Raw genomic sequence first — 13,865 nt, forward strand, 5'->3', positions numbered from 1 at the left:
GACGAACGTGCTTAAGCCTCGCTTAAGCCCCGACCGCAAGAATCGCATCCTGTCTTCGACTGCGATGCTCCCATGGACCCTCGAAACGGCTGTTGTCCCGATGCGATCGCGCGGATCGGGCGAGACCCTGCGCTGACCTTGCGCACGCTCACGCCACACGACGCGAACGGCCGGCGCGACGCGGCGGAAGCCTTCATCCGCGAACGCTTCGCTGCACGATACCGCGCGTCGGTGCGACAGTTCATGCCGACCCTTCTGCAGCTGGAGGACGACGCGGGGCGCATCCACGGCGCGGTCGGGGTGCGCGGCGCGATCGAGGAGGCGCTGTTTCTCGAGCGCTATCTCGACCGCCCCGTCGAGGCGGAACTCGGGCAACGCCTGGGCACCCCTGTGGCGCGCAGTCGCATCGTCGAGGTCGGCAACCTCGCCGCGCGCGGCCCCGGGCACGCGCGATTGCTGATCGTCGCGCTCACCGATCTCCTGGTCGCGCACGGCTTCGACTGGGTCGTCTTCACCGGGACGCCGGAGGTGCTGAACAGCTTCCGCCGCCTCCATCTCAGTCCGCTGGCGCTCGGCGAGGCGGACCCGGCACGCATGGGCGACGAACTCGGCGACTGGGGCAGCTACTACGACAGCCATCCGCAAGTGATGGCCGGCGACATCCGCGCCGGGCACGAGCGTCTCGTGAGGCAGGGCGCCTACCAGCGGCTGGGCTATCGGGGGTTTCTTCGAGACTTCGGAGGCTGCGATGTCGCAGTTGCCTGATTGTCCCGATAGCCTGTTTGCGGCAATGCGGGCGCACGGCGAGCGCCCTGCGCTGCGCGAGGACGGCCGCGAACTCGACTTCCGCGAAACGCTACGGGAAGTCGCGGTGCGCGCGGAGCGACTGCGCAGCGTCGGCTGCCGCCGCGTCGCGATCGCGCTCGATAACGGCATCGACTGGGCGCTGTGGGATCTCGCCGCGCTTCACGCGGGAGTGGTCTGCGTGCCACTGCCGGCCTTCTTCTCGACCGCGCAACTCGCGCACGTGCTCGACAGCGCCGGCATCGACACGCTGATCGCCGACCACAGCAGCGCGTTCCACGCCGCCGGTTTCGGCGCGAGCCAAGATCAGCTCGCGCAGCGCCTTGTCGAGCAACCGCCCCAACTCCCCGCGGGCACCGTGAAGATCACCTACACCTCCGGCAGCACGGGGCAGCCGAAAGGCGTGTGCCTCGACGCCGGCACGCAGTTCGCAGTCGCCCGCAGCCTGTGGCAGGCGAGCCTGACTAGCCTCGTGGCGCGTCACCTGTGCGTGCTCCCGCTCGCGACGCTGCTCGAAAACATCGCCGGCCTGTACGCCCCGCTCCTCGCCGGCGCCCGCGTCGAGCTGCTGCCGATGGCGGACATCGGTCTGGGCGGCGCGACCCGCTTCGACGTCGAGCGCTTTATCGCCACGCTCGTCCGTACCGAACCGCACAGCGTGATCCTGTTGCCGCAACTGCTGCTGATGCTGGTTACCGCGGCCGAGCGCGGTGCGCCGCTGCCGCAATCGCTGCGCTTCATCGCCGTCGGCGGCGGCCGCGTGTCGCCCGCGCTGCTGCGCCGCGCCGACGCGCTCGGGTTGCCGGTGTTCGAAGGCTACGGGCTGTCCGAATGCGGCTCCGTCGTGTGCCTCAACACTTCGACCGAGCGCCGCATCGGCACCGTCGGACGCCCGCTGCCGCACGCCGAGGTGCGGATCGCGCCGGATGGCGAAGTCCTCGTCCGCGGCCCCCGGATGCTCGGCTATCTCGGCGAAGGCGAATGCAGCGACGAGTGGCTCCCGACCGGCGATCTCGGACATTTCGACGACGGTTTCCTCGTGCTGCACGGGCGCAGCAAGCATCAGTTCATCACCGCCTACGGGCGCAATGTGAACCCGGAATGGGTCGAGGCGGAGCTTGTCCAGCAACTGCCGATCGCACAGGCGTGGCTGCACGGCGAAGCCCTCCCCGCAAACGTCGCGGTGCTGGTGCCGCGGCGGTCCGACGTGCCGGACGCTGCGCTCGCCGAAGCGGTCGCCGCCGTCAATCGCGAGCTGCCCGACTATGCGCAGGTGCACCACTGGCTGCGCGCCGACGAGCCCTTCACGCCGGCGAACGGACTCGCGACCGCCAACGGCAGGCTACGCCGTGCGGCGCTGCTCGAGACCTACCGCGACGCAGTCGAAACAGGCTCCGCCGCTGCAACCCTTTCAGGAGAGCGCTGATGTCGTTTCACGAATCCCTGCTCGAACAGACCGCCGCCGAGCGCGACTACCTGTTGAGCGCGCCGATCATTCGCGACGCGATGGCCGGCACGGTGACGCGCGCGAGCTATGTCGCCTTTCTCGGCCAGGCCTATCACCACGTCCGCCACACCGTGCCGCTGCTGATGGCCTGCGGCGCGCGCCTGCCGCCGCGGCTCGACTGGCTGCGCACGGCCGTCATCGACTACCTGCGCGAGGAAAACGGCCACGAGAAGTGGATCCTCGACGACATCCGGGCCTGTGGCGCAGACGCCGACGCCGCGCGCGACGCGACGCCGAACCTGCCGACCGAGCTGATGGTCGCGTATGTCCACGACCGCATCGCGCGCGACAACCCGGTGAGCTTCTTCGGCATGGTTCTCGTCCTCGAGGGAACGAGCGTCGCGCTGGCAACCCGCGCCGCCGGTGTGATCCAGGATCGCCTCGGCCTGCCCGCGACGGCTTTCAGCTACCTGACCTCGCACGGCAGCCTCGACCAGGAACACATCGAATTCTTCCGCTCGCTGATGGACCGCCTCGACGACGACGGCGACAAGGCGGCCGTCGTTCATACGGCACGCGTCGTCTACCGTCTGTACGGCGACATGTTCCGCAGCCTGCCGCGGGCGGCGTGAGGGGATCGTGATGAAGATCGATGATTGCCGGGTCCTGATCACCGGCGCGAGCGGCGGCATCGGCCAGGCGATCGCCGAGGCCTTGTGCGGCGAGCGCGCGCAGGTGCTGCTCGTGGGCCGGCGCACCGCACCGCTCGAAGCCTTGTCGCGCCGCTTTCCGGGCCGAGTCGACATCGTGCAGGCGGACATTCGCACGACTGCGGGGCGGCAAGCGGTGGAGGGGGCGGCCGAGCACTTCGGCGGGGTGAACTGCGTGATCAACGCGGCGGGCGTCAACCGCTTCTGCCTGCTCGAAAATCACGACGAGGACGCGATCGCCGAGCTGATCGGGCTCAACGTCACCGCGACGCTGCAGCTCACGCATCGCCTGCTGCCGATGCTGCGCCGCCGCGAGCGCGCGGTCGTGCTGAACCTCGGATCGACCTTCGGTTCGATCGGCTATCCGGGCTTCAGCGCGTACTGCGCGAGCAAATTCGCGCTGCGCGGCTTCTCCGAAGCGCTGCGCCGCGAACTCGCCGACACCCATGTCCGCGTGCTGTACGTGGCCCCGCGCGCGACACGCACGACGATGAACGGCGACGCGATCATCGCGATGAACGCCGACCTCGGCGTCACGATGGACGATCCGTCGGTCGTCGCATCGGCCGTCGTGAAGGCGCTACGCCACGAGCGCGAAGAGGTCTATCTCGGCTGGCCCGAGCGGCTTTTCGTGCGTCTGAATCAGCTTCTGCCGCGCCGGGTGGATCAGGCGCTGCGCAAGCAGTTGCCCGTCATCAAGCGTTTTGCCGGCACCCGATCCTGAAAGGAGGAACCCTCGATGCAAATCCTGCGCAATCTCGTTGTCACCGCCGCCTGCCTGTGCAGCCTGCCTGCTTTCGCGCTCAGCGACGAAGGCCGCCAAGCGCTCGCCGGCTTGCAGTCACGCTGGGCCGAGATCAACTACCGGCTGCCGAAGGACGCGCGCGAAGCGGCATTCGAGACGCTCGGCCAGACGGCCGACCGGGCCGTCAAGGCCGAGCCCGACGCCCCCGAACTGCTGATCTGGCACGGCATCATCCTGAGCACCTGGGCCGGCGCGAAGGGCGGGCTGGGCGCGCTCAGTCTCGTCAAGGAGGCGCGGGCGAACTTCGAAGCCGCCCTCGCGATCGACCCGCGCGCGCTCGACGGTTCGGCCTACACGAGCCTCGGCTCGCTGTACTACCAGGTCCCGGGCTGGCCGATCGGGTTCGGCGACGACAAGCGGGCCGAGGCGATGTTGCAGAAGGCCCTCGAAATCAATCCGACCGGCATCGATCCGAACTATTTCTACGGGGATTACCTGTACCACCAGAAGCGCTATGCTCAAGCCCGCACGGCGTTGCTGCGCGCGCAGGCGGCACCGGACCGACCCGGCCGGGCGCTCGCCGACGAGGGGCGTCGCGGCGAAATCCGCGCGCTGCTGGGCAAGGTGGAAGCCGAGCTGCACTGACCGGACCGGCGGCAGCCCGAACAAGGACGCGAAGGAAATCGCTGGATGCGAATACTGCTGGTGGAGGACGACGAAGGGCTCGGCAAGGGCATCCTCACGTCGTTGAAACCCGAGGGCTACACGGTCGATTGGGTGCGCGACGGCGCGAGCGCGCTGCATGCGCTGACGCATGAGAGCTTCGAGCTGGCGGTGCTCGATCTCGGCCTGCCGCGCGTCGACGGACTCGAAGTGCTGCAGAAGCTGCGCGCCGCCGGGAACCAGGTGCCGGTGCTCGTCCTGACCGCGCGCGACGCGACCTCGGACCGCATCGCCGGGCTCGACGCCGGCGCCGACGATTACCTCGTCAAGCCGTTCGACGTCGCCGAACTCAAGGCCCGGCTGCGCGCGCTGCTGCGGCGCAGTTTCAACCGCGCGCAGCCCGCCCTCGAGTACCGCGGCATCACGCTCGACCCCGGCAGCCAGTCGGTGACCTGGAACGGACAGCCGGTGAGCCTGCAGCGCAAGGAGCTGATCCTGCTCCGCGAACTGATCGCGCAACCCGGGCGCGTGCTGACGCGCGACAAGCTGCAGCAGGTCCTCTACGGCTGGGGCGAGGAAGCCGAAAGCAACGCCCTCGAAGTGCATATCCATCACCTGAGGAAAAAGTTCTTTCCCGAGCTGATCCGCACCGTGCGCGGCGTCGGCTACCTCGTCGATAAAGCCTGATGCGCTCGATCCGCACGCGCACGCTGGCCCTCGTGCTCGGGCTGCTCGCGGTCTCGCTGGCCGGGATCTCGTGGAAGAGCTACAAGGACGCCGCACACGAAATCGAGGAGCTCTTCGATGCGCAGCTTGCGCAGACCGCGCGCCTGCTCGACGGCATGGTCGCGCGCGACATGCCGCGTTCGGCGCGCGAGTCGCTGCAGCGCGCGCTCGACCTTGCCTCCGGCGCGGGCGATGCCACGCGGCCGGGGCATCGCTACGAAGGCAAGCTCGCGTTCGAGGTGTGGGGCGACGGCGGCGGCGTCGTCCTGCGCTCGGCGAGCGCGCCAGCGGACCTCGTCGCCGGACTGCCGTCGGCGCCGGGCCCCGCCGCACCCGCGGCCCGCGCGCCCGCCCCCGCATCCGCACACGCGCCGGTGCGCCCGCTCGTCGGCTATCACAACGTCACGGTCGGCGAGCACCGCTGGCGCGTGTTCGTGCTGCAGGACGTCCGCGACGCGCAGTGGATCGTCGTCGGCGAACGCGAGGACGTGCGCGGCGAACTGGTGGGCAAGATCGCATTGCGCAGCCTGCTGCCGGACCTCGTCGGCCTGCCTCTGCTCGCGCTGCTCGTCTGGCTCGCGATCGGCTGGAGCCTGCGGCCGCTAAAGCAGATGGCTGCGCTGATCAAGTCGCGCAGCCCCGGCAACCTCTCCCCGCTCGCCTTGGCGCGCCTGCCGCAGGAACTCGAGCCGATGGTCGCCGCGCTGAACCGCCTGCTGCAGCAGCTCGCCGCGCAGCTCGAGCGCGAGAAGCGCTTCCTCGCGGACGCTGCGCACGAGCTGCGCACGCCGCTCGCGGTGCTGCGCATTCACGCGCAGAACGCGATCGACGCGCCGACCGCGGCGGACTGCGCCGAATCGTTGCGCCAGCTCGTGCAGGGGGTCGATCGCGCGACGCGTCTCGCCGCGCAGCTTCTGACCCTCGCGCGACTCGAACCGAACGCGGCGCAGTTCAGCATCGAGCCGCTCGACCTGCACGTCTTCGTCCGCAACGAACTCGCGGAAATCATCCCGCTGGCGCTCGAACGCGGGCAGACCTTGACGCTGCTCGCCGACGAAACGGGTGATTACCGGATCGAAGCCGACCGCACGAGCATCGGGGCGCTGTTGCAGAATCTGGTCGCGAACGCGATCCAATACACGCCCGACGGCGGGCGGGTGCGCGTGGTGCTGCACGCGGCGCCCGATCGCGTGACGCTGCACGTGCAGGACAGCGGGCCGGGTGTACCCGAGGCGATGAAAGCGAAGCTCTTCGAACGCTTCGTGCGGGGGGAAGCGGGCACCGGCGCCGGTCTCGGGCTGTCGATCGTGCAACGGGTCGTCGAGTTGCACCGCGGGACGATCGCGCTCGCCGACACGCGCTTGGGCGGACTCGACATCAGCGTCACGCTGCCACGCCGTCGCGCCGGCGCGGCGGTCGACGTCGCGCGGAACTCTTCCGGCGTGTGAATTGCCGATAGGATGGCGACTCTTTCACCGCCTTGCCCAATTCCAGGACTGTCCATGCACGTCGTCGTCCATGATGGCGCTTTCCACTCCGATGAAGTCACCGCCGTCGCGATTCTCCGTTTGTCGACGCCCGACCTCACCTATGCGCGGTCACGCCGTCCCGAAATCATCGACGCGGCCGACGTCGTCTTCGATGTCGGCGGAAAGTACGACGCCGACGCGGGCCGCTTCGACCACCACCAGATCGAGGGCGCCGGCGCTCGCCCCACCGGGGTTCCCTACGCCTCGGCAGGCCTTTCGTGGCGGCACTTCGGCGCCCGCGCGATCCGCGCCCTCGAGCCCGACCTCGACCCCGACCAGGTCTCGAGCGCGTACTTCAGCATCGATGCAACCTTCATCGCGAACATCGACGCCGTCGATTGCGGCGTTGACGTGCCCGGCCCGTTCCGCTTCGGCTATTCGAACCTGATCGGCGGCTTCAATCCCGGCTGGCGGGACGACCGCTCGGACGACGCCTATCTCGCAGCCTTCGAGCGCGCGACGCGCTTCGCGGAGCTGGCGGTGGGCAACCTGATCCGCGATGTCGCCGACGGCATTCTCGGCGCAAAGATCGTCCGCGAGATCTATGCGGCGACGCCGACCGCCGACAAGGCGATCCTCTTGCTCGAGAGCTACGTGCCGTGGAGTTCGGTCGTCACGCGGGAGTGTCCGAAAGTGCAGTTCGTCGTCTTTCCCGACACCGGCGGCGGCTGGCGCGTGCGCGCGGTGCGCAAGCGCGTGGACTCCTACGCCTCCCGCCGCGAACTGCCCGAGTCGTGGGCGGGGCTCGAATGGCAGGCGCTCGACGCGGTCACCGGCGTGCCCGGCGGGATCTTCTGCCACCGCGGCCGCTTCATCGCCGGACACGCGACGCGCGAAGGCGCCCTCGCGCTGGCGAAACGGGCGCTAGCCGACGGCTAGAAGACGAAGAAAAGGCGACCGCGGCACGGGTCTCCATTCGCGACCGGTGATCGTGAACCGGACTTCCCGGCTCCGTTGCGAGCGGTTCGCCAAGGGGCGTCCGATACGCCGAAGGTCATAGTCGGCCGCCCCTTCCGCCTACCGTCTGAACCGCTTTCCGTTCGCCCCGGACTGTTACATTTCGAAAGTTTGACTTTCTCCGAATTCATTGTTTTCATGGAGTCCTCGTCCTCGCGGGACGGGTTTTTCTACCGTCCATTCAAGAGGATGATTCATGCGGAAAGTTTTGTGCCTGCTTGCTGTTCTCCTGGCGGGCACCACTCGCCTGGCGGTCGCGGGCGAGTTCGACACCACGGTGGATATGCGCGCGAACAGCGCCACCACCTTCTACGTCAAAGGTCAGATCGCGGGGCTCGGTGAAGTCGACCTGATGGTCGACACCGGTTCGGGCTACATGACGATCAACGAGGAAATGCTCTCCGAGCTGGAGAGTGCAGGTCGTGCGCGCTACGTGAAGCAACTGCGCGGCAGGCTCGCGAACGGCAACGAGATGAACGTGCCGGTCTACGCGATCGAAGCGCTCAGCATCGGCAACGGCTGCTGGCTGAACAACGTCGAAGCCGCGGTGTTCCCGGGCAAGACCCGCGCCATTCTCGGGCTCAACGCACTGCAACGCGCGGCGCCCTTCATCTTTTCGTTCGAGCCGCCTCGGCTCGTGCTGAGCAATTGCACGACCACGGCGGAAGCGTCGGACCCGGCCCGCACATCCGATCTCGCGGCCTTTGACGCGCAGTAAACGAGGATGCGCCGGGCTGCCCTTTCGGGTTTCCCGGCACAAGCTCCTGTCGAGCGGCTAGCTGCCGCCCGTGCGCGTTTCGTAAATTACGGGGTGACCCGGTTGCCTTCCGGGTAGGGTTTGTCGCGCATCGTGGGGTCACGGTCGCCCGGCATCATGTCGAGCCCTTCGTGAGTCCCTGAGCGCTGCCAAGTCGCGCCCCTATCGCTAGGCACTGTCTCGAATGCCGAGAACTCGCTGATCGGTTGGTCGACGGGTTGCAGTTCGACGAACTTTTCGGACTGGTACGCCGGCCGAGCCTTCAGTTGGTCCTCGGTCGCGCTGGTCCGAAGCTTTTCACCGTCGTAACGCAGGCTGTTCAGGGGTACCGCGACTTCCCTGTCGCCGACGCCCATCAAGCCGCCGGCGGAGATCACCGCCTGGATGTTCTTCTCGTCACGACTGCGTACGACCGCCTTCACGGTTCCGACTTTCTCGCCCGCAGGCCCAACCACTTCGGTCCCGCGCAGCTGGCTTGGTGTCATGCCCCGCAGACTGGCCGACTCGGCCGTCCCCGAGCGGTACTCGCTGGTGGGTTGCCCCGTTTCGCCCCGCTCGTTCCACGTCCTGCCGCCTTCCGCACTCGCCAGCATCGGCGCCGCCGCTAGCGCAGCCACTGCACCCGCCAGCAAGGTCCTACGAAATATAGTGTTCATGTCACCCTCCTGTGCCGTACTTGGTCATCGAGGACCGGTCCCCTTTCGCCCATGGCGAACGGCCTCCGGTTTGTCGTCCAATAGACCCGATGCAAGATGCGAGCCACCCCGATGATGTCGGCGGCCGGTTCGGAAGGGTAACGCCAACTCTTTGATTAAACGGCAATTCAAACTAGAAAAGAGTTTCACCAGGCGCGTTTGGTATCGCCCCGGGTAAGCCGTCGAATGGCCGCAAGCACATGGATCGGCGCGGAAGTCGTCCGACGCCGGTAGGGCTGCGCACCTGTCCGTAAGAGTCTGATTAAACGTCGCTTTTCTTGAGACTCGTGATTCCGGACGGGCGCTGAGCGGGACAGCGCTGTGAAGTCGCTTATGAAACTCGTCGTCCGCAGGCGACATTCGCGGACCGCCCCGATCAACAGTCAGATAACCGTTTTCCTGCACGCGCGGGCGGAAGGCAGCGGACACGCGCCGCTTCCGGGACGTGGCGTCGCAGTTCGACGACAATGAATTTCATTAGGAATCTCGGGCTTAGCATTGATGTCGACACATCCGTCGTCACTCGGCGACAGAATTGCGCGCTCCCGTCCGAGAAGCGGAGCGTGAAACGCGGAAACGGCGCGGCCCCGATCATTCCGTGCCCCGTAGCGAACGTACGAAACATCATCCAGTCGACGTAGGGAGTGCCTCTCCCGGCCATGTGAAATGGCCCGGGCGTCGGAAATCACTAAATCGAAAGCGTTATTCTTGAAATTTTTTTGGGCAGCGTTGAGCGATGCATATCCCCGACCTTTCCACGGTAGCGAAATGGCCAGACGTGCCCGCGAGCTACGGCTGGCTTTCCCTCGATCGGCGCGGAAACTGGCGCCTGCAGGGCGAGGCGGTGACGCACGCCGGTCTCGCCGCATTCATGAATCGCAATTACGGCAGCGACAGTGCAGGCAGGTGGTTCGTGCAGAACGGGCCGCAACGCGTGTTCGCCGCGCTCGACTACACGCCTTTCGTGTTGCGGCTCGAAGTGGACGGGCGCGTCACCGCCCATACCGACGCTGACGCGGGCGGGGTCGAGAGTGTGCACCTCGACGACGAGGGCTGCGTGCTGTTGAAGACCACGCAGGGGGTCGGACTGCTCGACGACCGCGATCTCGCCAACTTCATCGCGAACTGCTGCCGCGACGACGGCACGCCGGCGAACGACGTCGACTTCTTCGACGTGATGAGCGGCGCGTTTCTCGCGCTCTTCTGGCGAGGCAACCGCGTGCAGCCGATCGGGCGCGACGAGGTCCCAACACATTTCGGCTTCGACCCCAATCCCGCGCCCTGAGCGTGCGCGATGGTCACCGCGACGTTCCGCTTCTACGAGGAACTGAACGACTTCCTCCCCCCGGCGCGGCGCCGGCGGGAGTTCGACGCACCCTGCGCGCAAGCGGCGAGCGTCAAGCACATGATCGAGGCCCTCGGCGTGCCGCACACCGAGGTCGAACTCGTCCTCGTCAACGGCGAGTCGGTGGATTTCGGACGGCTGCTGCGCGATCGCGACCGCGTCTCGGTGTATCCGAAGTTCGAGACGCTCGACGTCACGCCGCTGCTGCGCGTGCGCGCCGCGCCGTTGCGGACGAGCCGTTTCGTCGCCGACGCGCATCTCGGCGGCCTCGCGCACCTGCTGCGGATGACCGGGTTCGACACGCTGTACGACAACAACTTCCACGACGCGGAGGTCGAGGCCATCGCAGCGCGGGACAGCCGCATCGTCTTGACGCGCGACCGCGAGCTGCTGAAACGGCGGACGGTGACGCACGGCTGCTACGTCCGCGCCCTCAAGCCGGCGCAACAGGTGCGTGAAATCTTCGAGCGGCTCGATCTCGCCCGCAGCGCGCGCCCGTTCACGCTCTGTCTCGACTGCAACGCGCCGCTGCGCCCGATCGACAAGACGCTCGTCGCCGACCGCCTGCCGCCCGGAGTGCGCGCGAGCCGCAGCCACTTCAGCACCTGCGACGTGTGCCGGCGGGTGTTCTGGGAAGGCTCGCACTGGCAGCGGATGCGCACGCTCGTGGACGAGTTGCTGGGGCCGCCGGCGGACGCCGGCGCGGACGGCGAGCGCGGCCCTACTGCACCATCGGCAGCTTGAATTCCTCGGCACGCAACGCGACGTCGGGCGGAAACGGCTGCGACTTGCGGGTGACCGGGTTGAGGCAGACGACGGTGAATTCGCACTCCGAGCAGACCTCTCCGCTTTCGGTATTCACGAGTTCGTGGCGAAAGCGCAGCACCTTCTCGCGCATTTCGATGACGCCGGTCCGCACGAGAATCGTGTCGCCGGGATACAGCTCCTTCTGGTAGCTGATGTTCTGCTGCACCGCAGCGAGATGCACCACCCCGGCACGCAGCAGCGACGCGGTGAGGCCGAGCATCGAATAGAACTGCCAGCACGCCTCCTCGTGGAACTCCATGTAGGCGCGCACGTTGATGTGCCCCATGTGATCCCGCTGCCATTCGTGCACCGTGCCCCGTGCCGTCTCGACCATCGCCATTCGCGTCTCCTCGTGTGCGTGTTTTTCCGTGGTGCGGGAACGATATGTCGTCGGCGCGGAAATCGGCAATAGCAGAGCAACCGGCGCGCATTGCCGCGCTATCATCTGCCGCACTGCAACATCCCCGCTTCTTCATGGAAATCCTCATCGACATCATCCTTCGGGCCGGCCGCTCCGCGATCGAGCTCGCGCTTTTCGTGCTGCTGCCGGTGATGGTCGTGATGCTCGCGCTGATGCGCCTGCTCGAAGCGAAAGGCGTCGTCGACCGCGTCGTCGAGCGCCTCGCGCCCTTGCTGCGTCCGGTCGGACTGACCGGGCTCGGCGTGTTCGCGGCGCTGCAGATCAACTTCGTCAGCTTCGCGGCGCCGGTGGCGACGCTGACGATGATGGAAGGCCGCGGCGCATCGAGCCGGCATCTCGCTGCGACACTCGCGATGGTGATGGCGATGCAGCAGGCGAACGTCACCTTTCCGATGACCGCGATGGGGCTGGACTTCGGCCTCACGCTCCTGCTGTCGCTCGTCGGCGGGCTGATCGCCGCGGCGGCGACGTATCACGGCTTCGGCCGCGAGCTGTCGGCGCGCGAAGGCGACGTCGACGAGACGCTGCACCACCGCGTCGCCGAGGACGCGAAAGGCGTGCTCGACGTCATCAACCGCGCGGGGGCCGAAGCGTTCAAGATCGCGGTCGGCGCGATCCCGATGCTGGTGCTCGCGCTCGTCGCGGTGATGGCACTGCGCACGAGCGGCGCGATCGACCTCCTGACCCGCGCGCTCGCGCCGCTGCTCGCCGCGCTCGCGATCGACCCGGCGCTGATCCTGCCGACGCTGACGAAATACATCGGCGGCGGCACCGCGATGATGGGCGTGATGGACGAGATGATCCGCAACGGCAGCGCGACCGTCGCGTCGATGAACCGCAGTGCCGGCTTCCTGATCCATCCGCTCGACATCCCGGGCGTCGCGGTGCTGATCTCCGCGGGCCGGCGCGTCGCCGAGGTGTGGAAGCCCGCGGTGTTCGGCGCCATCGTCGGTATTGCAGTGCGCACGGTCGGTCACGTGTTGTTCGGCTGACCGGCACGCAGCTCGCGGCGCGCCGCTAGAATGGCGCGACGTTCAGACTCTTCATCGGCGCCCCGCGCTCCCGCCGCGCCCCCGCGCGTTGCCCGAACGACACTCCAGGAGACATCCCGATGATCGGCGCCCTCACCGTCCTCCTCGTGCTCCAGCTCGTCGGCGAGGTGCTCGCGCGCGCGCTGAACCTGCCGGTTCCGGGACCGGTGATCGGCATGGCGCTGATGTTCGTCGCACTGATCGTCCGTGGCGGCCCCGGCGAACCGTTGCGCGGCGCCGCCAACGGCCTGCTGCAACACCTGTCGCTGCTTTTCGTGCCGGCCGGCACCGGGATCATGCTGCACTTCGGACGCCTCGGCCACGAATGGCTGCCGCTGACGGTCGCGCTCGTCGCCAGCACGCTGCTGTCGATCGCGGTGTCCGCGCTGTTGCTGCAGGCGCTGACGCGGCGCTCGCGCAACGGCGGGGAGCAGACGTGAACCCCGCGTTCGGCGAGATCTGGGTCTACCTGGCGGCGACGCCGCTGCTCGGCCTGACGCTGACCCTGCTCGCTTATCAGGCCGCGTTGTGGCTGTACCGGCGCGCCGGCCACCATCCGCTGCTCAATCCGGTGATGCTCGCAGTGATCATGCTCGTCACGGTGCTGACGCTGACCGGCACGCCGTACCAGACGTATTTCGACGGCGCGCAATTCGTGCATTTCCTGCTCGGCCCGGCAACCGTCGCCCTCGCGATTCCGCTCTACATGCAGTGGGCGCGGCTGCGCGCGATGCTCGGGCCGCTGCTCGTGACGCTCGTCGCCGGCTCGCTGACCGCCGCGCTGTCGGCGGTCGGGATCGCCGCGCTGCTGGGCGCGAGCGACGAATCGACGATGTCGCTGGCGCCGAAGAGCGTGACGACGCCGATCGCGATGGGCGTGGCCGAGCGGCTCGGCGGCCTGCCGTCGCTGACCGCGGTGCTCGTCATCATGACCGGCGTCCTCGGCGCGGTCTTCGCGCGTTATGTGTATCGCCTCCTGCGCATCGACGACCCCGCAGTGCGCGGCTTCGCGCTCGGCATCGCGTCGCACGGCATCGGCACCGCGCGCGCGTTCCAGGTCAGTGAGCAGGCCGGCGCGTTCGCGGCGCTCGGCATGGGTCTCAACGGGCTCCTCACCGCAGCGTCGCTGCCTTGGATCGTGCCGCCGCTCCTCGCGTGGCTCGACGGGGTCGCCCGGTGAGCCGACCGGCGCGACGCGACGGCATGGCGGGCGATCGCCTCCCGCGGC

At 68.0% G+C, this 13,865-nt stretch carries 16 protein-coding genes; 14 read left to right on the plus strand and 2 right to left on the minus strand.

Translation table 11 applies throughout. The annotated features are described in order from the left end of the window. Nucleotides 1-72: 72 nt before the first annotated feature. From ROZ37_RS17980 to ROZ37_RS18020, 9 genes are all read left to right on the plus strand, one after another. A complete protein-coding gene (locus tag ROZ37_RS17980; RefSeq protein WP_312661403.1) occupies nt 73-765 on the plus strand; it encodes a thermostable hemolysin in 693 nt (230 codons plus the stop codon). Continuing rightward, nucleotides 749-2,230, plus strand: coding sequence for an AMP-binding protein (locus tag ROZ37_RS17985; protein WP_312661404.1), 1,482 nt, complete (start codon nt 749-751; stop codon nt 2,228-2,230). The genes ROZ37_RS17980 and ROZ37_RS17985 overlap by 17 nt, the downstream gene beginning before the upstream one ends. Continuing rightward, nucleotides 2,230-2,883, plus strand: a complete 654-nt coding sequence (locus tag ROZ37_RS17990) for an iron-containing redox enzyme family protein (RefSeq protein ID WP_312661405.1) — start codon at nt 2,230-2,232, stop codon at nt 2,881-2,883. The genes ROZ37_RS17985 and ROZ37_RS17990 overlap by 1 nt, the downstream gene beginning before the upstream one ends. A 10-nt stretch (nt 2,884-2,893) precedes the next feature. Next, nucleotides 2,894-3,685: an SDR family oxidoreductase gene (locus tag ROZ37_RS17995; protein ID WP_312661406.1), complete on the plus strand. Its 792-nt coding sequence runs from the start codon at nt 2,894-2,896 to the stop codon at nt 3,683-3,685. Nucleotides 3,686-3,700: 15 nt separating this feature from the next. Next, the gene (locus ROZ37_RS18000; protein WP_312661407.1) at nt 3,701-4,351 is read left to right on the plus strand and encodes a tetratricopeptide repeat protein; all 651 of its coding nucleotides are present in this window, start codon (nt 3,701-3,703) and stop codon (nt 4,349-4,351) included. 45 nt (nt 4,352-4,396) lie between these two features. Next, the gene (locus ROZ37_RS18005) at nt 4,397-5,056 is read left to right on the plus strand and encodes a response regulator (protein ID WP_312661408.1); all 660 of its coding nucleotides are present in this window, start codon (nt 4,397-4,399) and stop codon (nt 5,054-5,056) included. Beyond that, nucleotides 5,056-6,543 (plus strand): ATP-binding protein, encoded by a 1,488-nt coding sequence (locus tag ROZ37_RS18010; protein WP_312661409.1) that lies wholly within the window; start codon nt 5,056-5,058, stop codon nt 6,541-6,543. Before ROZ37_RS18005 ends, ROZ37_RS18010 begins: the two co-directional genes overlap by 1 nt. A 54-nt stretch (nt 6,544-6,597) precedes the next feature. Beyond that, nucleotides 6,598-7,503, plus strand: coding sequence for an MYG1 family protein (locus ROZ37_RS18015; RefSeq protein ID WP_312661411.1), 906 nt, complete (start codon nt 6,598-6,600; stop codon nt 7,501-7,503). A gap of 274 nt (nt 7,504-7,777) precedes the next feature. Next, nucleotides 7,778-8,299 (plus strand): retropepsin-like aspartic protease, encoded by a 522-nt coding sequence (locus tag ROZ37_RS18020; RefSeq protein ID WP_312661413.1) that lies wholly within the window; start codon nt 7,778-7,780, stop codon nt 8,297-8,299. A gap of 86 nt (nt 8,300-8,385) precedes the next feature. Here the strand turns inward: ROZ37_RS18020 and ROZ37_RS18025 are convergent, their stop codons facing one another. Then, nucleotides 8,386-8,994, minus strand: a complete 609-nt coding sequence (locus ROZ37_RS18025; protein WP_312661414.1) for a PRC-barrel domain-containing protein — start codon at nt 8,992-8,994, stop codon at nt 8,386-8,388. A 775-nt stretch (nt 8,995-9,769) separates the two neighbouring features. Here ROZ37_RS18025 and ROZ37_RS18030 point away from each other — a divergent pair. Both ROZ37_RS18030 and ROZ37_RS18035 read left to right on the plus strand, forming a co-directional pair. Further along, nucleotides 9,770-10,318: a DUF2946 family protein gene (locus tag ROZ37_RS18030; RefSeq protein ID WP_312661415.1), complete on the plus strand. Its 549-nt coding sequence runs from the start codon at nt 9,770-9,772 to the stop codon at nt 10,316-10,318. Between the two features lie 9 nt (nt 10,319-10,327). Further along, on the plus strand, nt 10,328-11,122 hold the full coding sequence (locus ROZ37_RS18035; RefSeq protein WP_312661416.1) for a Mut7-C RNAse domain-containing protein: 795 nt from the start codon (nt 10,328-10,330) through the stop codon (nt 11,120-11,122). On the opposite strand, the gene ROZ37_RS18040 is transcribed toward ROZ37_RS18035, so the two are convergent. Then, the gene (locus ROZ37_RS18040; protein WP_312661417.1) at nt 11,100-11,525 is read right to left on the minus strand and encodes a thioesterase family protein; all 426 of its coding nucleotides are present in this window, start codon (nt 11,523-11,525) and stop codon (nt 11,100-11,102) included. The two genes, ROZ37_RS18035 and ROZ37_RS18040, sit on opposite strands and share 23 nt — an antisense overlap. 134 nt (nt 11,526-11,659) lie before the next feature. Here ROZ37_RS18040 and ROZ37_RS18045 point away from each other — a divergent pair, with 134 nt between their 5' ends. The 3 genes from ROZ37_RS18045 to ROZ37_RS18055 all read left to right on the plus strand — a co-directional run bounded on the left by ROZ37_RS18045 (nt 11,660) and on the right by ROZ37_RS18055 (nt 13,817). Further along, complete coding sequence (locus tag ROZ37_RS18045; protein WP_312661419.1) at nt 11,660-12,598, plus strand: nucleoside recognition family protein; 939 nt, start codon at nt 11,660-11,662, stop codon at nt 12,596-12,598. A gap of 119 nt (nt 12,599-12,717) precedes the next feature. After that, nucleotides 12,718-13,077, plus strand: coding sequence for a CidA/LrgA family protein (locus ROZ37_RS18050; protein WP_312661421.1), 360 nt, complete (start codon nt 12,718-12,720; stop codon nt 13,075-13,077). After that, on the plus strand, nt 13,074-13,817 hold the full coding sequence (locus ROZ37_RS18055) for an LrgB family protein (RefSeq protein ID WP_312661422.1): 744 nt from the start codon (nt 13,074-13,076) through the stop codon (nt 13,815-13,817). The genes ROZ37_RS18050 and ROZ37_RS18055 overlap by 4 nt, the downstream gene beginning before the upstream one ends. Nucleotides 13,818-13,865: the final 48 nt, after the last annotated feature.

The organism is Aromatoleum sp., from assembly GCF_032027225.1.
In the GTDB taxonomy this organism is placed as follows: domain Bacteria; phylum Pseudomonadota; class Gammaproteobacteria; order Burkholderiales; family Rhodocyclaceae; genus Aromatoleum.